This is a genomic window from Sulfitobacter pacificus (assembly GCF_030159975.1).
Lineage (GTDB): Bacteria > Pseudomonadota > Alphaproteobacteria > Rhodobacterales > Rhodobacteraceae > Sulfitobacter > Sulfitobacter pacificus.
The window spans coordinates 1-16,810 of record NZ_BSNL01000006.1 but is presented as its reverse complement, the minus strand read 5'-3'; the positions used below and the strand labels follow the sequence as shown (position 1 = coordinate 16,810).

At 60.8% G+C, this 16,810-nt stretch carries 15 protein-coding genes; 13 read left to right on the top strand and 2 right to left on the bottom strand.

Going from position 1 to position 16,810, the window contains the following annotated elements:
• The first annotated feature begins 43 nt into the window (after positions 1–43).
• From QQL78_RS19030 to QQL78_RS18995, 8 genes are all read left to right on the top strand, one after another.
• Complete coding sequence (locus QQL78_RS19030; protein WP_008335679.1) at positions 44–427, top strand: DUF6878 family protein; 384 nt, start codon at positions 44–46, stop codon at positions 425–427.
• A gap of 1 nt (position 428) precedes the next feature.
• Positions 429–905 (top strand): DUF6915 family protein, encoded by a 477-nt coding sequence (locus tag QQL78_RS19025; RefSeq protein ID WP_008335678.1) that lies wholly within the window; start codon positions 429–431, stop codon positions 903–905.
• A gap of 106 nt (positions 906–1,011) precedes the next feature.
• Positions 1,012–1,656, top strand: coding sequence for a hypothetical protein (locus QQL78_RS19020; RefSeq protein ID WP_008335676.1), 645 nt, complete (start codon positions 1,012–1,014; stop codon positions 1,654–1,656).
• 50 nt (positions 1,657–1,706) lie between these two features.
• Positions 1,707–1,958, top strand: a complete 252-nt coding sequence (locus tag QQL78_RS19015) for a type II toxin-antitoxin system ParD family antitoxin (RefSeq protein WP_037207773.1) — start codon at positions 1,707–1,709, stop codon at positions 1,956–1,958.
• Positions 1,951–2,250 (top strand): type II toxin-antitoxin system RelE/ParE family toxin, encoded by a 300-nt coding sequence (locus QQL78_RS19010; RefSeq protein ID WP_008335672.1) that lies wholly within the window; start codon positions 1,951–1,953, stop codon positions 2,248–2,250. Before QQL78_RS19015 ends, QQL78_RS19010 begins: the two co-directional genes overlap by 8 nt.
• A 126-nt stretch (positions 2,251–2,376) precedes the next feature.
• The gene (locus QQL78_RS19005) at positions 2,377–6,774 is read left to right on the top strand and encodes a strawberry notch-like NTP hydrolase domain-containing protein (RefSeq protein WP_008335670.1); all 4,398 of its coding nucleotides are present in this window, start codon (positions 2,377–2,379) and stop codon (positions 6,772–6,774) included.
• Entirely contained in the window at positions 6,771–7,817 is a 1,047-nt protein-coding gene (locus QQL78_RS19000) for a DUF7146 domain-containing protein (protein ID WP_008335668.1), read from the top strand. The genes QQL78_RS19005 and QQL78_RS19000 overlap by 4 nt, the downstream gene beginning before the upstream one ends.
• A 298-nt stretch (positions 7,818–8,115) precedes the next feature.
• The gene (locus QQL78_RS18995) at positions 8,116–9,027 is read left to right on the top strand and encodes a DUF2493 domain-containing protein (protein ID WP_008335666.1); all 912 of its coding nucleotides are present in this window, start codon (positions 8,116–8,118) and stop codon (positions 9,025–9,027) included.
• An 8-nt stretch (positions 9,028–9,035) separates the two neighbouring features.
• On the opposite strand, the gene QQL78_RS18990 is transcribed toward QQL78_RS18995, so the two are convergent.
• Positions 9,036–9,329 (bottom strand): helix-turn-helix domain-containing protein, encoded by a 294-nt coding sequence (locus tag QQL78_RS18990; protein WP_008335665.1) that lies wholly within the window; start codon positions 9,327–9,329, stop codon positions 9,036–9,038.
• A 129-nt stretch (positions 9,330–9,458) separates the two neighbouring features.
• On the opposite strand from QQL78_RS18990, the gene QQL78_RS18985 reads away from it, so the two are divergent.
• The 5 genes from QQL78_RS18985 (at position 9,459) to repC (ending at position 15,607) form a co-directional block, all read left to right on the top strand.
• Complete coding sequence (locus QQL78_RS18985) at positions 9,459–10,622, top strand: ATP-binding protein (protein ID WP_008335662.1); 1,164 nt, start codon at positions 9,459–9,461, stop codon at positions 10,620–10,622.
• 555 nt (positions 10,623–11,177) lie between these two features.
• Positions 11,178–11,516, top strand: a complete 339-nt coding sequence (locus QQL78_RS18980) for a DUF736 domain-containing protein (protein ID WP_008335659.1) — start codon at positions 11,178–11,180, stop codon at positions 11,514–11,516.
• 209 nt (positions 11,517–11,725) lie between these two features.
• The gene (locus QQL78_RS18975; RefSeq protein WP_009804235.1) at positions 11,726–13,081 is read left to right on the top strand and encodes a ParA family protein; all 1,356 of its coding nucleotides are present in this window, start codon (positions 11,726–11,728) and stop codon (positions 13,079–13,081) included.
• Complete coding sequence (locus tag QQL78_RS18970; RefSeq protein WP_037207731.1) at positions 13,078–14,100, top strand: ParB N-terminal domain-containing protein; 1,023 nt, start codon at positions 13,078–13,080, stop codon at positions 14,098–14,100. Before QQL78_RS18975 ends, QQL78_RS18970 begins: the two co-directional genes overlap by 4 nt.
• A gap of 226 nt (positions 14,101–14,326) precedes the next feature.
• Positions 14,327–15,607 (top strand): plasmid replication protein RepC, encoded by a 1,281-nt coding sequence (repC, locus tag QQL78_RS18965; RefSeq protein ID WP_081940158.1) that lies wholly within the window; start codon positions 14,327–14,329, stop codon positions 15,605–15,607.
• Between the two features lie 12 nt (positions 15,608–15,619).
• Here the strand turns inward: repC and QQL78_RS18960 are convergent, their stop codons facing one another.
• Complete coding sequence (locus QQL78_RS18960; RefSeq protein WP_239369305.1) at positions 15,620–16,732, bottom strand: tyrosine-type recombinase/integrase; 1,113 nt, start codon at positions 16,730–16,732, stop codon at positions 15,620–15,622.
• Positions 16,733–16,810 lie beyond the last annotated feature (78 nt).

Below are 16,810 nucleotides of genomic sequence, written 5' to 3'. Positions count from 1 at the left end.
AATGGTCGCCCTCCCATTTCCTCAATTCCAAAGGATCAAAGACATGACACAAGAGACTGATTTCTACGCGCAGATACTCGAATCCCAGAGGCGTGCTGCCGAACAGCGGGTAGAAACCCGCGCGACGCTTCTTTCCGAACTGCGCACCCTCGGCGTAACGAACATCGAGGTGCAATACGAAGGCTACGGCGATTCCGGCAATGTCGAGGATGTCGTGGTGACCCCTGACACGATCATCCTGACGGAAGACCTGCGGCGCCGGGCCGAAGATTTCGGCTGGGACTTCGCCTATGCCCTGTGCCCCGGGTTCGAGAACAACGAGGGCGGCTATGGTGAACTGACTTGGTCGCTTGAGACTGACAAGATCGATGTCAGTCATTCGAACCGTTACATCGAGACCAACACCACTGAACACGAGGGGCTCTGACATGGCACACCCCCTCCATCACGCTGAAAGCTCAGCCCGAAAGTTTGGCGGTGTGCCAAACGATTACCAGCATGTGCATGACTGGTTTGACTCATCCAAAGAGCACCTAGGTCTCTTTGTTCACAGAGCCCAAAAACATCATACCGTTGGGATCTATGATGCTGAACGCCACTTCGGTCGCAGCCTGACCAACAGCGCGGGCCGGGTTGTTCCCATCCGCTGGATCGGCGAGCAGCATGTGCGCGAAGACTGCCAAGGACGCATCCCGTCGCTGGCGGACTGGCTCGGGCGCATCCAGCCAGAGCCGTGGATGGCCAATGGCCGGATCGACAACGACCCGACACAGATTGTTGGCGATCCGCGCGCAGTTTGGGTCGCGGCGGTGGTCAATCACCAGACCATTCTCGGCTTCGAGGACTGGCTGCTGAAGGTTTCGGTTGAGCACATCCAAGATCGTCAGAACCGCGCTGCTGCCTGATCCACCGGACGGCAAACTCGCCGACCACCTGACCACGTCCAAATCGACCCGCCTGCGGCCTCAACCGGCTCGGCGGGTCGATTGCGTTTCAAGAAAGGATATCGAAATGCAAGACCCTGTCTACGAGGAGGCCTACCAAGGCCATACCATCAAGATCTACCATGACCCGGATACTGAGAGCCCGAGGGAGTGGTCCAACCTCGGGAAACTGATCTGCTGGCACCGGCGCTATCGGCTGGGCGACAGCCATCCCTTCGACAGCCCAGATGCGCTCCTGCGCGATCTCTCGGGCGTCACAGACCAGAGCGACCTCTCGATTGAGCAGCTGCGCGAGCGCGCCGAGCGCAAGGCGATCTTATTGCCCGTGTTTCTCTACGATCATTCCGGTCTCGCGATGAACACGATCGGGTTTCACTGCCCGTGGGATTCCAGCCAAGTCGGCTATGTCTACGTGACGCTCGACGCGGTCCGGGAAGAGTTCGGCGTGAAACGCGTCACCAAGGCGATGCGCGAAAAGGCCAAAAACATTCTGCGCGCTGAGATCGTCACCTTCGATGCCTACCTCGGCGGCCAGGTTTATGGCTATGTCGTCGAGCGTGACGGCGAGGAGGTCGATGCCTGCTGGGGGTTCTTCGGGCACTATGAGTTGGACTGCCTGTCCGAGGCACGAGCATTTGTAGATCACCTGACTTTGCGAGAGCTGCACAGACCTGCCGGCGCCGAACAGGGCGCAAGCCCACCCCCGAGTTGAAATGCCCGAAATACTCATATATCTTATTCATGCGTATTCTGGAGATGAGCATGGCAAGCACAAGCGTCACACTTGGCCCCCATTGGGACGAATTCATCGCCCTGATGCTTAAAGAGGGGCGTTACGGGTCAACCAGCGAGTTGATCCGCGCCTCTCTGCGCCTGATGGAGGAGCAGGAAGGTCAGCGGGCGCGGCTTCGCGTTGCGCTGATGGAGGGCAAACAATCCGGTGACGCCGGTCCGCTTGACATGGATGAGATCAAGCGCGAGGCGCGGAGCCGCTCTGGCGCTTCTGATGCGTGAAATCCATCACTCCCAGGCGGCAAAATCCGATCTCGTCGACATCTGGGTCGAGACAGATCGACAGTGGGGCGCGGCGCAGGCGGACCGCTATCTCGACGACATCGATCGTGCCCTGAAGGGGCTCATCGCCAACCCGCAAATGGGATCGGACTGCTCCGACCTCCAGCAGGGTGCGCGTAAACTGATCACGGGTCGGCACCTCGTGTTCTACGAGGTGGACCCGGACAGGATATTCGTGATCCGGGTCCTGCATCAGTCCATGGACGTGCCGAGGCATCTGCGGTCGTCCTGATAACGGGCAAATTTGCACCGGGGCTTTGCCATGAAAGAGCGAGAGACAGGGCGGGAGGGGTGACCCCTCCCGGGTGAGAGAGTGCGCGCGGGGCTTGGGGCCAACCCTCAACCCCGGAGATTGCCGATGAACGCTCACCCCCATTCCGTCCCGCTTGCGCCCGAGGCCGAGACCCCTGCCCGCTCGGAAGCCTCGCGCTTCGCCCAAAACCTTTTGCTGGCTGCGAAAACCCTCGTCCCCCAGTTCGAGGCGGGCAAGCCCATCGACGCCGCTGCCCTGCGCGCCGCGATGGAAGAAGCTTCCGGTGCCAGCGACACCAGTGGTGCCTGGGTCTGGAAGGACGTCTATGAGGCCGCAGAGGTCGCCCAGATCCTGATGCTCTCGCGCTACGGTGCGCTGATACAGCGGCAGGCGGCTACGCCGCACGCCTTTCTTTCCATGATCGAACGCCTCGCCGGTTTGGCGCCCTCTCACACGCGGCGCTCGGAAGACAGCATCCGTCTGCAACAGTTTTCGACCCCTCTGCCGCTCGCAGCCATCGTCGCGCAGGCGGCGGGGTTTCGGGCCGACGAACTCGTGCTCGAGCCCTCGGCCGGCACCGGCATGCTGGCGATCTTCGCCCGGATCGCAGGCGCTCGCCTGGCGCTGAACGAGCTCGCTGAGACCCGCCGCGCGTTGCTGGAGCAGCTTTTCTCCGACGCTGCAGTCTCGGAACACGATGCCGCCTCGATCGACGACCGTTTGGATCGGTCGATCACGCCCTCGGTCATCGTGATGAACCCACCGTTCTCGGCCGCTAGCCACGTCGAAGGCCGGTTCCGGCAGGCCACCAGCCAACATGTTCTGTCTTCCCTTGCTCGCCTCGCGCCCGGTGGGCGTCTCGTTGTCATCACCGGCGAGAGTTTCCGTCCCTCCACCAAGAGTTTCCAGCCTACGTTTCAGCGGATCAGGCAAAGCGCTGACGTGGTGTTTTCCGCAGCCATCGACGGCAAGGTCTTCGCGCGGCATGGCACCACGATCGACACGAGGCTGACGGTGATCGACAAGCGCGTGGCTGGTGCTGAAGAGACCGCACCGGCTGATATTGACGCCGCCTATCATCCGATCTGCGCGACCACGAGTGATCTTCTCTCCGTAGTACTCACCCATTGTCCCGCGCGCCGCAACCCCCTGCCCTGCCCCACTGGCGCGGCTCTTTCGGTGCCACCTCGCCCGACCCGCACCAACCTCCACGCCCTGCGCAACGCAGCACGCAAAGAAACCCGCGCCCTCGCCGAGGAACGCGCGAAGCACCCGTTCGACGACATCGACACGGCCCCGCTCGACTACCTGCCGAAAGCCTGGAGCGAACCCGAGGGCGCGCTGCAGGATACGGTCTACGAAGCCTATGACCTGCAATCGATCCGGATCGACGGCGCGGCCGCTCATCCGACCGCACTCGTGCAATCCGCGGCCATGGCCTCTGTCCCGCCGCCTGTCCCGACCTACCGCCCAATGCTGCCGAAGACCCTCGTCGCGGACGGTCTCCTCTCCGCGCCGCAGCTTGAAAGCGTCATCTATGCGGGCAATGCCCACGAGACGCATCTCAAGGGCTGGTTCAAGCGCGGCGAGATCGAAGGTCAGCTGATGGCAGCGTCTGAGGATGACGAAGGTGCCTTTCGCCTGCGCAAGGGCTGGTTCCTCGGCGATGGCACGGGCTGCGGCAAGGGCCGGCAGGTCGCGGGCATCATCCTCGACAATTGGCTGCAAGGACGACGCCGCGCGGTCTGGGTCTCGAAGAGCGACAAGCTCATCGAGGATGCGCGCCGCGACTGGATGGCGCTTGGGGGGCGTGAAAGCGATATCGTGCCGCTCTCGAAATTCCGCCAGGGGAGCGATATCCGTCTCCCAGAGGGCATCCTCTTCGTCACCTATGCCACCCTGCGTTCTGCTGAACGCGACGGGAAAGCCTCCCGCCTCGATCAGGTGACGTCCTGGCTTGGCGAGGGGTTCAACGGGGTCATCGCTTTCGACGAAAGCCACGCCATGGCGAATGCCGCCGGCGAAAAGTCCGACCGCGGCGACAAGAAGGCATCCCAACAAGGCCTTGCTGGCCTCGCGCTGCAAAATGCCGTTCCCGATGCCCGGGTGCTCTACGTCTCAGCGACCGGCGCGACGGTGGTCGGCAATCTCGCCTATGCCTCCCGTCTCGGGCTCTGGGGCACGGGTGATTTCCCTTTCGTGACGCGGGCCGAGTTCGTTGCCGCGATGGAGGCCGGGGGCATTGCTGCCATGGAGATGATCTCGCGCGATCTGAAGGCGCTCGGGCTCTATCTTGCGCGGTCCCTCTCCTATGCCGGGGTCGAATACGAAATGCTGGTGCATGAGCTGACGCCCGCACAGATCGCGATCTATGACAGCTATGCCGATGCCTACCAGATCATCCACACCAACTTGGAGGCCGCCCTTCAGGCCTCGGGTATTTCCTCCGAGACCGGTACGCTGAACCCCCAGGCGAAATCCGCTGCGCGCTCGGCCTTCGAGAGCAACAAGCAGCGTTTCTTCAATCATCTCATCACCGCCATGAAATGCCCTTCGCTCATCCATGCGATCGAAGCGGACCTGGCCGCGGGGCATTCGGCCGTGATTCAGGTGGTCTCGACCAGCGAGGCGGTGATGGAACGGCGCCTCGAAGAGATCCCGCCCTCGGAGTGGGACGACCTGCAGGTCGATTTTACGCCGCGCGAGAACATCATGGACTACCTCATGCACAGCTTCCCGACGCAGCTCTTCGAGCCCTACTCCGACGAGAACGGCGACCTACGCTCGCGTCCCGCCCTCGATGGTGATGGCAATCCGATTATCTGCCGTGAGGCGGAGCGGCGGCGGGATGAGCTTGTCGAGCATCTCGGTGCCCTTGCCCCGGTGCAGGGCGCGCTCGATCAGATCCTGTGGCATTTCGGGGGCGATGCGGTGGCCGAGGTCACGGGGCGCAAGCGGCGCATCGCGAGGACGCGTGAAGGGCGGCTCAAGGTCGAGAACCGAGCCGCCTCCTCCAACCTCGGCGAAACCCAGGCCTTCATGGATGACGCCAAGCGCATCCTGATCTTTTCTGACGCCGGTGGCACGGGGCGCAGCTACCACGCCGATCTTGGTGCAAAGAACCAGCGCCTCCGGGTGCATTACTTGCTTGAGCCTGGCTGGAAAGCCGACAATGCGATCCAGGGGCTGGGGCGTACCAACCGCACGAACCAAGCGCAGCCGCCGCTCTTTCGCCCCGTTGCCACAGACGTGAAGGGTGAGAAGCGGTTCCTCTCCACCATCGCCCGCCGCCTCGATACGCTCGGGGCCATCACCAAGGGGCAACGCGAGACGGGTGGGCAGAACATGTTCCGCGCCGAGGACAACCTCGAGAGCCCTTATGCACGAGCGGCGTTGCGGCAGTTCTTCTACAAGCTGCGCGCGGGCAAGATCGACGCCTGCTCCTACTCCAGGTTCCAGGAGATGACCGGGCTGACGCTCGATGAGGCGGATGGCACGATGAAGGAAACCCTGCCGCCGATCCAGCAGTTCCTGAACCGCTGCCTCGCGCTCCGCATCGACATGCAGGACGCGATCTTCGAGGCCTTCGGCGGGTTTCTTTCGGCGATAATTGAGGACGCGCGTCAGGCAGGCACCCTCGATGTCGGGCTAGAGACCCTGCGCGCCGAGAAGTTTGAGATCGTTGATCGCAAGGTCATCTTCGAGCATGAGGCGACGGGCGCGACGGCAACTGCGCTGACCGTGGAGCGTATCGATCGCAACGATCCGCTCACTCTGCCCCGCGTCAAAGCCATCTGCGCCGACACAAGAGGCGCGACGCTGTGCTGGAACAAGACCTCCAAACGCGCGGCCCTGATGGTGAAAGCGCCGGCCTTCATGGACGAGGATGGCGTGCCGATCTTGCGGGTGAAGCTCCTGCGGCCCATGGCGACCGAAATCCTCGCGCTGACCGAGTTCTCGAAGTCGCACTGGGAAGAGATCGATGATGCGATGTTCGAGCAGCTCTGGCAGGCCGAGGTCGACGCGGTGCCGGAGTTCACTACATCGAAGATCACGCTGATCTGCGGCCTCCTCCTGCCGATCTGGGACCGGCTGCCCGCCGACAACATGCGGATCTATCGTCTGCAGACCGAGGACGGGGAGCGCGCCATCGGCCGCTTGGTCAGCCAGGAACAGCTTCTCAATGTCTATGCGCGCCTTGGTCTCGACTGCCAGATTGAGATGACGCCGCAGGAGGTGTTCGGCGCGGTCATGGACGCGAAGACGACCCTCAGCCTGCTTGGGGGCTACCAGTTGCGTCGCTCTCTGGTCATGGGACAGCCGAGGCTCGAGCTGATCGGAGCGTCGGGCGCGGCACTGCCCGCATTGAAGGCCTTGGGCTGTTTCACCGAGGTGATCCAGTGGAAGACGCGGGTGTTCATCCCGGTGGATTGCACCGAGGTGCTGGCGCGGGTCCTTGCCGCGCATCCGGTTGGCGCAAGCGCAGCGGATGCAGCCGCATGAGCGCGCGGCGCAGCATCGCAGACCTCTCGGCTGATCTTGCAGACCGCGCCGAGAGTTTCTGCCGCCAGTATTTCCCCGAGGGGTCCAAGCAGGGCAACTATTGGCAGGTTGGCGACACTTCGGGCGCAAAGGGTCAGAGCCTCGCCATCCGGCTGCAAGCTCAGGGTGGGCGCAAAGCCGGATCTTGGACCGATTTCGCGACCGGTGAGTATGGCGATCTGATTGACCTGATGCATGAACGGCTTGGTTCGGTCACGCTCAAGGAAACGCTGAGGGAGGCCCGGTCCTTTCTCGGCGAGGCCCCCTGCCCTTCCTTACCTTGTGACACCCAAAGGGCTGAGTGCCCCGATGCTGCCTCTAGCAAACGCATTGCGCGGGCGCGGAAGCTCTTTGCCGCTGGCAAGCCGGTTCTCGGCACCTTGGCTGCCACCTATCTGCAGGGGCGCGGGATCACACGGCTGGGTCCGGCGCTGCGTTATCACCCGCGGGTTTTCCTGCGGCAGGGCGAGGACGACGCCGATCCGCCGCAAAGGGCCCCTGCCCTGCTCGCGAAGATCACCGACAATCGGGGCCAGATCACCGGCTGCGCACGCTTCTATCTCGACCCGTCCACCGGCGGTTTGGCCGAGATCGAGAGCCCGAAGCGGATCCTCGGACAGCTGCACGGCCATGCCATCCGCTTCTGGTCCGGCAAGGCGCGCAGCGATCTCATCGTCGGTGAAGGTCTCGAGAACACCCTCTCGGTCGGCACGGCTCTCTCCGAGTTTGACCTCGCCTCCTGTCTCACTGCCACCCATCTCGGCCTCTTCATCCCGCCGCCGGGGATCAAGCGTATCTGGATCGCGCGGGACAATGACGAAGCGGGACGAACCGCATCACTGAGACTGCGTAACCAACTGGAATCGCTTGGTATTGCCTGTGGTGGTCTCGTGCCAAACATGGGCGATTTCAACGACGATCTGCGGGCATTTGGCAAAGATGCGCTGCGCCGGTCGTTGCTTGAGGCCATGAAAGTACAAGGTCTGGAGATCGAGGACGGGTGAGCGCCAGCCCCATAAGTGACGTCCGACAGGGCAAAGGTTCCGCGGGTTCGATCTGAACCCGTTTGGAAAAGAGGAGCGATGGACCGGCGGGTCGGAGCAGAGTGCTCCTCGCCCGGACAGCAATGCGCCCCGCACCAGAAAATTCCCCTGAGCCTTCGGCTCATTCCTCGCGGGAGCAATTTTCCGGCCCTGGGCGCATTCTCCGCTGCGCTCCGATCCTGACGGATGCGGCCCGGTCGCCGCCGGTCCTGTTATCGCCCCATCCAAATCGGGTCAGATCAATCAGAGGAACCAGACAATGCCCCATCAGACAGACATCCCCGAGGAAACCGGCGTAACCTCCGCCATCCTCGACCACCTCGCACTTCATGGCGCAACACCAGGACCCGGCGAGACCGATCATCGCCCCCTGCCCCAGCCTGACGAGGTCGAGCTCGCCATGGCGACACTTTTCGACACCACTATCGGCCTCCTCACCGGCAGCCAGTTGGAAGACAATCTCGAAGAGATGCTCTGGTCCCTCACCTCGATCTTCCATCGCCGGCTTGCCCATATCCAGAAGCTTCTCGACGATAACGAATTCGAGGTCCGGGAAAGTTTGGCCATCCAGGACGGTTCCGAGGTCGCTTCGGTTGAACTGGAACGCCTCCAGTTGATCGGGCTTAAGCTCTGGGACCATCGCGACGCCTTCGAACAGATGCGCGATCTGGCCGTGGACCACTTCTCGGCCGCCACCGGGTCTCCTTGGCTGCCCCGCACCGGTTCCAAGGTCTCGCATCGCGGCCTGACTTCCGCCGTGGTGGACAGCCGGGCCTATCTCTCGGCCAAGCGCCGCAAAGAGACCGAGGTGCACTGCCCCGAAGGCACGCGGATCGCTTTCTCGGGCGGGGATTATCACGCCTACGATCTGATCTGGTCCGTCCTCGATGCCACCCATACGAAATATCCCGACATGGTGCTGCTGCACGGCGGTACGCCCAAAGGTGCCGAGATGATCGCGGCCCGCTGGGCAGATACCCGTGGCGTTACCCAAGTGGTCTTCAAGCCCGACTGGAAGAGCCACGGCAAGGCCGCCCCCTTCAAGCGCAACGACAAGATGCTCGAAACCATGCCACAGGGTCTGATTGCCACGCCCGGTTCGGGCATCACCGAGAACATCGTCGACAAGGCCCGCAAGCTCGGAATCCGCATCAAGAGGATCGGGGCTTAGGCCCCGGTTCACGCCCCGCGCAAGAGGTCCTGTACGACGGAAGGCTTCTTGGCGATCAATGCCAGCAGAACCTGTGCTGGGCCTGTCGGGTGCCGGCGCCCGTGTTCCCAGTTCAGGAGCGTACCTTTCGCGACGCCAATGCTCTTGGCGAACTCGGCCTGGGACAGGCCCGTCCGTTGCCGGACTTCGGCGACATCGACCTCCGCCACGGACACTTCATGCACTTTGGCGTCGGCCAAATCGCCATTCGCGAAGGCCAGAGCCTCTTCGAGGCCCTTGGATACAGATTTGAATGCACTCATTTTGCGTCGATGCTCCTTGGCCACGGCTGTTTTGCTGGGGCAGTAAGATACTTCGGCTTGAGCAACTAGCTATGGCCGTAGGTAAGATTAACCTTGCAAATCTTCCGTATCGTGGAGTAATTGCAAGGTATGTACAAACGCAAGACCCAACAATTCGTTCAGTCTTCCTTGGAGAGCCAAGCGGCTGTGGTCCTTCTCGGCCCCCGACAGGTCGGAAAGACAACACTTGCACTCGACATCGCATCAGAGCGCCCATCTGTCTATCTCGACCTTGAGCGTGAGGCGGACAGGCAAATCCTGACTGAACCAGATCTCTATCTGGACGAACAGGCGGGCAAACTCGTCATCCTCGACGAGGTGCAGCAGATGCCTGACCTCTTCAGAACCTTGCGCGGCCAGATCGATCAGCGTCGGCGGGCCGGGTTTCGGACGGGACAGTTCCTGCTATTGGGATCGGCTTCCAATATCCTCTTGCACCAAACGGCGGAATCCCTCGCCGGTCGTGTTCGATATGTTGAAATGCCCCCCTTGCAGCCTGACGAGGTGGGGGCCGATCAGTTGAACTTGCTCTGGCTGCGCGGCGGCTTTCCCGACAGCTTTCAGGCCGCGAGCGATCGGGCAAGTATGGACTGGCGTCTGGATTTCCTGCGCACCTATCTGGAGCGAGACATCCCTGCCCTCGGACCTCGGATTCCGGCAGCGACCTTGCGGCGGTTCTGGACGATGCTTGCGCATGTCCAGGGCGGCCTTCTGAACGCCGCGGCCCTTGCCGAGGGATTGGGCGTGTCCGGCCAGACCGTTGGGCGCTACCTCGATCTGCTCGTCGATCTCATGCTGGTGAGACGCCTGCAGCCCTGGCACGAGAATGTCGGCAAGCGTCTGGTGAAATCGCCAAAGGTCTATGTGAGAGACAGCGGCATCGTGCATGCGCTGTTGGGCATCGGCACGACAGAAGGCTTGCTCGGGCACCCGGTCGTCGGTGGCAGTTGGGAGGGGTTCTGTATCGAGGCGCTTCTTGCTGCCGCCCCTTTAGGCACCGAACCTTTCTTCTATCGCACTTCGGCCGGTGCTGAACTCGACTTGGTTTTGCGTTTGCCAAGCGGCGACATCTGGGCTGTTGAGATCAAACGGACGACTGCACCAAAGGTTTCGAGAGGATTTCACACAGGGGCCGAGGACATTGGAGCCAACCGAAAGCTCCTGGTCTATGCCGGTGAGCATGAGGTCCCCGTCGCGAAGGACATTCGAGCGTTACCACTGGCACATGCAATCGAGTTGTTGAGCGCGCTATGACCTCGTTTTTATCTCTGGCTCAGGACACTTCCATTGGTCTGAGGATAACAGCGACACGCGAAGAATCTCAGAGCCAGGTCTGGCCATTAGTCGGGCACCAGAGCGGATGAGTGTCTGGCAACTCGATGGTATCTGGACGCCTGCATCTCCGAATGCGAACGCAAACGCCCCTGTGATGCCACGGAAGGATGGGCGAATGCTCTGCCGTTGCCATCGATTTGTGATCTGACGGCTTTGGTCTTCGAAGAGTCTTGAAGTTTGGATGGACGAGAAGACAATCCCTACTCCTTGCGGCATCTCTCTCGTCTGTTCCCCTACTTTCCTTCATGGCCACCGCACTTCTCCCTTTGTCTGAGTTGCATGACATGCTGGTCGCAGCTGTCGTCCCGTCCACAAAGGTTGTCGCCGATCTTTTTCCCCTGACCCTGCGGGTCATTCCGCGCGGACCAAAAAGACCGGCGCCTGCCCCTCTCCGCTGCGCTCCGCCTTCGGTGTGGCCGGGCCTTGGCCAGCTGCAAGGTGACCATCATTGCAACGCAAACAAGGAGAAGAGCAATGACCACGAACTGCATCAAATTCACCAGCGCCGACATCGAAACCGCCAAGGGCGTCGGCTCCATCTCGACCCTGACCTTCGACCTCGACATCACGGTCGAACCCGTCGCGAGCTCGAACCCGATGGCCCCCACGCACCGCGTCCTCGGCCGCTCCCCGCGCGGCAAGTTGGTCGAGTGCGGCGGCATCTGGAAGAAGCAGAACAAGGAGACCGGCGCTGACTACTACACGCTGACCATCCGCGACCACGGCTTCAACGCCAACCTCGGCAAGGCCGCGAACCAGGACGATCTGTCCCTGCAGGCCGTCATCCCCTGGGGTCCCAAAGACGCCGCGTGACGGCTAAGGCCGGTCGGTTCTCCACCGACCGGCCCATCAAGACTCCAATCTTGAACGCGTTCAAGATTGGAGTTTTAGGGGTGGTGGAGCTTCTAAATAAGCGCCTGAAACTCATAGGCGCGTGGTATCTTTATTTTTCCTCCAAAACCGTGCTACCATAGAAGCAGAATCGAGTCGAACTCGGACCCAACCGAAGTCAGGGCTTAGGAATGAGCGGTAGTCTAGAACAGTTTTTGACGGACCTGTCACGTGGGCTTGAGCGCACGATGGTGGCAGTGAACAAGGAACTCACCTTGCGTCAGCGCATCAAGCGCACGTGGTCAATGCGCCAGTGCGCAAGGTTTATGAACGTCAGTATTCAGTATCTAACCAAGTTCGCCAATTCGAGCGACGACTTTCCCGCGGGCGAATATGTTGGAAGAGAGCGTGTTTTCACGCTTTCCGAATTGATGCACATGCGGGCCCTTCTGGCGGCCTCGGCAAAGCGGCCCTACGACTACCTAGCCTGGCGCAAACCCGACGCCCCCTTACCCGTCATCTCGTTTGCCAGCCAGAAAGGGGGCACGGCTAAGAGCCTGAGCGCCGCGCATTTTGCGCAGTATCTCAGCTTGCATTACGGCATGCGCGTTGGTGTCATGGATGCAGACCCGCAAAGCACGATAACGCTCTACTTTGTCGGGGGTGAAGGTCTTCCCCAGATGCCCGACGAAAACACCGCCTCCATGGTGGACTTTGCCGGCCTCTTCCAGTCGGAAGATGCGCCATACACTGATCACGATGCGCAGACGCTCGACAGCTTCTTTCTAAAGACCTCCTGGCCGGGGCTGCGTCTGCTGCCGGCACATGGCGAAACGTCTGAGGGAGAGATCCAGATTGCGCGCCTTGTGCGAGAGGCCCCCGCCGGAAAGAGCTTCTATCGCTACCTGCGCGATGCCCTTGATCGCTGGAAAGCGGGCCACCCGCCAAAAACGCTGCCCAACGAATTGGTAGTCGAGGGCAAGGTCGATCAGCAGCGACTGAACGCTGCGCTGACCGAGACCCTCGATGTCATCATCATCGACTATCAGCCTGCGTTGACACTTTTCCAGCTGAATAACGTGATTGCGTCGACTTCGCTGGTCATCCCGCAAACCATGAAGGGGTTTGACATCGCAACGCTGTCGACCTTTGTGACCGGCCTGCTGGGGATGCTTCAGCATATTCTGGCCCATGAACGGATCGAAATAGGAACTGGTGCCAACATGCTGTTGCCGACGATCGTCCAACGATCCAATGCGCAGGATCTAAACCACATCGGAAACCTGCTGGAACACTGCCCCACGGAAATTCTGCCGGTGTTTTATCTGCGTTCCGACGCAATCTCGAATGCGTCGGACGTCTATCAATCCGTATACGAATATGAGCCGGACACGCCGGGAAAACGCAAGGGGATCAACCGGTTCATCACGAATGCCGATGCGGTTAACGACGCCATAGTATCGCGACTCTGGCCGGGCTTCGAACGCGGTTATGCCAATACATGGATGGACGAGTTCTATGAAGATGACGGCGAGGGTGAAGCATGAAACGCAGTATTCCAAGGTCGCTGGTCAGCAAGGCTACTAGTCCCGACACATCCAAGGAGCGCACGCCCGGTCCCGAAGGCCGGGCAGAAACGGGCGACGCTGTTTCTACTCCTTTCAAGGGGGCCGGCAGTGCTTGGAAATCAGGGGCGCTTGCGCAATCGCAAGCCGCTGTGGAGCGAAGCAGAGCTGAGCTTTGTTCGGATATCTTAAACGGCCGCCACGAAATAAGCCTGTCGCCAGACCAGATATCAGATCCGATGGGGACAGACCGCCGTCAAGACTGGATGTCCCAGGAAGCATTCAGGTCTCTGGTAAACAGCATTGCCTCGAACGGGCAGGACACACCCATTCTGGTGTGGCCCGAGGATCCGGATTGGGAGCCGGATCCGTTGGAGCCGTCGAACGTCACTGGTGTTCCATTTGTCATGCTTACAGGACGCCGCCGACTGGCGGCCGCGTCGGAGTTGGGTTTACCTCTTCGTGCAATCCTCGCTTCGCCGGAAGCGCGAAACGCCGAGAACAGCAAGTTTGAGATGTTGTTTCTGCGGTTCCGCGAGAATGAGGAGCGCGAGAATCTTAGCCCATTTGAGCGTTTGGTTTCGATTGGTGAAATGTATGAAACGTTGGCTTCTGGGGCAGACAAGCTGACAGCTGTGGCCTTCGCAAAGAAAATTGGCGTGCATGAGAGCCTAGTCTCACGAGCGAGGTCTGTTTTCGCTGCGCAGGATCAGATCTTGAACGCGTTCAAGAATGTCTACGACATGAGCTTTCGTGATTTGCAGGGAGCCTTAGCGAGCTTGGAGAGGGTGAACAAACCCAAGCTCAAACCGAAGGCAAAGCCCAGAAAGCTCACGGTCAAACGCAAGGTGGGCAACCGAAATCTTTCGGCGACTTCAGTCGATGGAAACCTATCCATCAAGGTTGCAGGTGTGCCGATAGACCAAGAGCGTCTCGAGAAGCTCGGAGATTTAGTCGCCGACTACTTGAGCGCCGAAGGTTCGGGGAAGGAAACCGACTGACGACAATGTCAGCGACATATCCTCCAGAACGACGAGGCAAGGAGCAAAAAGGAACGACAATCGAAATAAAGGCAAAAGAAAAGCCCCCAAGCGGTGTGGCCTGAGAGCTGATCTTAATGGTTTGGTCACCTTCAAGATAAGTCTCGCAGGATTCACTGTCAACGACGAACGCTCCTGAGCGAACGGCTTTCTTTTGCCTCCACATAAACGGAGGTGAGATACAGGCATGAAACATACAGGTTGGCGCAAGCCGACACCGGGTCTTGGGGTTGCTGAGCAACTTGCCCAAGCCGGTGAACGGGTAGCAGTACCCAAAACACGGGCATTCGTGGCACTTAAGCGCGTGGGGGCACATATCGGCTTGAAGGCCGGAGACATGTTGCTCCTCGACACGCTCGGGGCCTTTACCCAGGCCCAGGACTGGGAGGAGGGGCAGCGTCCGATCGTCTGGGCGTCGAACGCCTATCTGATGGAGCAAACGGGTTTTTCGCTGTCTGCCCTCAAGCGCCACGCGCGGCGCCTTGCTGAGATCGGCGTGATCTCCTTCCAGGATAGCCCCAATGGCAAGCGGTGGGGCCGCAGAGACGTCGATGGCCGCATCGTCGAGGCCTATGGCTTCGATCTGTCGCCGCTCTCAGCCCGTGTCGAGGAGTTCGAGGAGCTTCATGCTGAGTTGCAGGCTGAACGCGAGCTCTGCCTACGCCTGAAGCGCCAGATCACTGTGGCGCGCCGGATGATCCGAGCCCGGATCGAGGCAGCTCTCAGCAGCGCTCTGCGTGGGCCCTGGAGGCAATTCACGGGGCTTTTTGAGGAGCTTCTGGAACGACTTCCGCGCCGTCATGAAGCTTCAGAGCAGTTGGAGCGGCTATTGGCATGGTTCAAGGAACTCCAAGAACGGGTCGAGGCGGCTTATCTTAAGGCGACTGTTGCGACAAAACCTGTGGAAAACACCGATGATAAACACGCCCAAGTCACGAAGAAGACTCAAGAAATGAACCCCAGGGAGGTCATTTCTGAACCTCATATACTAATTACAAACCAACTTAATCCTGTAACTAGTAATTCCTCTGAAAAAGAGGAAGCGGCGGGTGTGGTGCCTAATGCCCAACCCGAAGAGCGGGTTGATAGGGAGCTGGAAGACTGGGTTGCCGAGGTACGCAAGAAGCGGACAGCGCTCGATCTGCCGACAATCATGCAGGCCTGTCCGGAATTCGCATCCTGGGCGCGGAATTTGGGTGGATTCCTGAAAGATTGGGGCGATCTGCACCGGGTTGCCGGTCAACTCAGGCCGATGATCGGGATCTCTGAGCATGCCTGGAACGTGGCGCAGGACCGAATGGGCACCCAGGTGGCCACGGCCGCGTTTGCCCTCGTCTTCGAGAAGCACAGTGCGGGCGAGGTTGCCTCGCCGGGCGGCTATCTGCGGGGCATGGTCGAGAAGGCCGGGGCAGGGGAGCTGCATCTCGAGCGCAGCTTCTATGGTAGGCTCAGTGGGCAGGCGGCGTGATAGGGCAGGGGCTCAGAGACCGGCGGCTTTGGTCAGGTTCACCCGGAACCGGTCCCGGCGGCGCTGATAGCGGCGGGTCATCTCGGCGGAAGCGTGGCCGAGGTGTTTCTGGACGTAGCGCTCGTCGACTTCGGCGGAGCTGGCGAGACCGGCGCGCAACGAATGGCCGGAGAACAGCGCCAGGCGGTCTTTCTCAGGCAGGTCCGACCGGATGCCGGCGTCGAGCACGGTGCGCTTGATCAGGCGCGCGACGTGTTTGTCGTTGAGGCGTGTCTCCAGCGCCTTCTTGCCGTCCCGCGAGGTGCCGACAAAGATTGGGCCAAAGTCGATCTTGGCGAAGTGCAGCCATTGTTCGAGCGCATGGACAGGGCAGGTCTGATCCTTGGAGCCGCGGCCGATCTCGACCTCGCGCCAGCCGGTCTTGGCATTGAGGGTGAGCAGGGTGCCCTTGTCGAACACTTCAACCCAGCCGCCCGAGTCCGGCGTGTCGTCCTTGTGGACATCGAGGCTGACGATTTCCGAGCGACGAAGGCCGCCGGCGTAGCCCAGCAGCAGGATCGCGCGATCCCTGAGGCCGCGCAGGTCAAAAGGCAGGGTGGCCACCATCGCAAGGATGTCATCGGCCAGGATCGCTTCCTTTTGCACCGGCGGACGGGCGTGTTTGCGTTTGATCCCGGCCAGCACGGTGGCGATATGGCGGTTCTTGCGATCGAGGGCAAAGCCGCGCTGCGCATAGTTCCAGGCGAGGCCCGACAGGCGGCGGTCGATGGTGCTGACCGATAGGGCAGGGGAGGGGCCCGCTCCGGACGCCAGGTCCGCAAGGTAGAGCCCGATCATTTCGGGCGACGGGGGCAGAGTCTCCGCGCCCTTCATCCGGCACCAGCGCGCGAAATGCGCCCAGTCTTTCGCATAGGCCTTCAGCGTATTGTCCGAGGCCGCGGCGCGCGCATAGTCGCGCGCGGTATCCACCAGCCGATCGAGCGTGCCTGAACCAGCCACAAAGGAAGGAAGGCTCAAAGCCTCGCTGCTGGGATGATCTCTCTCGTTGTTCTCGCTGACCGAAGGCCCATTTGGCGGCTTTGAGATCGATTTCTCGTTGTTTTCTGACTGTCGTTCTTGTTCCATGAGTGGACACTAACGTATTGATATTATTGTGTTCATGTTCTTGTTTCATTCCCGGATTATAGTTTCATTATCGGACAT

Coding starts and splice junctions, on each gene's coding strand:
- QQL78_RS19030 (WP_008335679.1), top strand. CDS start 44: ATGACACAAGAGACTGATTTCTACGCGCAGATACTCGAATCCCAGAGG.
- QQL78_RS19025 (WP_008335678.1), top strand. CDS start 429: ATGGCACACCCCCTCCATCACGCTGAAAGCTCAGCCCGAAAGTTTGGC.
- QQL78_RS19020 (WP_008335676.1), top strand. CDS start 1,012: ATGCAAGACCCTGTCTACGAGGAGGCCTACCAAGGCCATACCATCAAG.
- QQL78_RS19015 (WP_037207773.1), top strand. CDS start 1,707: ATGGCAAGCACAAGCGTCACACTTGGCCCCCATTGGGACGAATTCATC.
- QQL78_RS19010 (WP_008335672.1), top strand. CDS start 1,951: ATGCGTGAAATCCATCACTCCCAGGCGGCAAAATCCGATCTCGTCGAC.
- QQL78_RS19005 (WP_008335670.1), top strand. CDS start 2,377: ATGAACGCTCACCCCCATTCCGTCCCGCTTGCGCCCGAGGCCGAGACC.
- QQL78_RS19000 (WP_008335668.1), top strand. CDS start 6,771: ATGAGCGCGCGGCGCAGCATCGCAGACCTCTCGGCTGATCTTGCAGAC.
- QQL78_RS18995 (WP_008335666.1), top strand. CDS start 8,116: ATGCCCCATCAGACAGACATCCCCGAGGAAACCGGCGTAACCTCCGCC.
- QQL78_RS18990 (WP_008335665.1), bottom strand. CDS start 9,329: ATGAGTGCATTCAAATCTGTATCCAAGGGCCTCGAAGAGGCTCTGGCC.
- QQL78_RS18985 (WP_008335662.1), top strand. CDS start 9,459: ATGTACAAACGCAAGACCCAACAATTCGTTCAGTCTTCCTTGGAGAGC.
- QQL78_RS18980 (WP_008335659.1), top strand. CDS start 11,178: ATGACCACGAACTGCATCAAATTCACCAGCGCCGACATCGAAACCGCC.
- QQL78_RS18975 (WP_009804235.1), top strand. CDS start 11,726: ATGAGCGGTAGTCTAGAACAGTTTTTGACGGACCTGTCACGTGGGCTT.
- QQL78_RS18970 (WP_037207731.1), top strand. CDS start 13,078: ATGAAACGCAGTATTCCAAGGTCGCTGGTCAGCAAGGCTACTAGTCCC.
- repC (WP_081940158.1), top strand. CDS start 14,327: ATGAAACATACAGGTTGGCGCAAGCCGACACCGGGTCTTGGGGTTGCT.
- QQL78_RS18960 (WP_239369305.1), bottom strand. CDS start 16,732: ATGGAACAAGAACGACAGTCAGAAAACAACGAGAAATCGATCTCAAAG.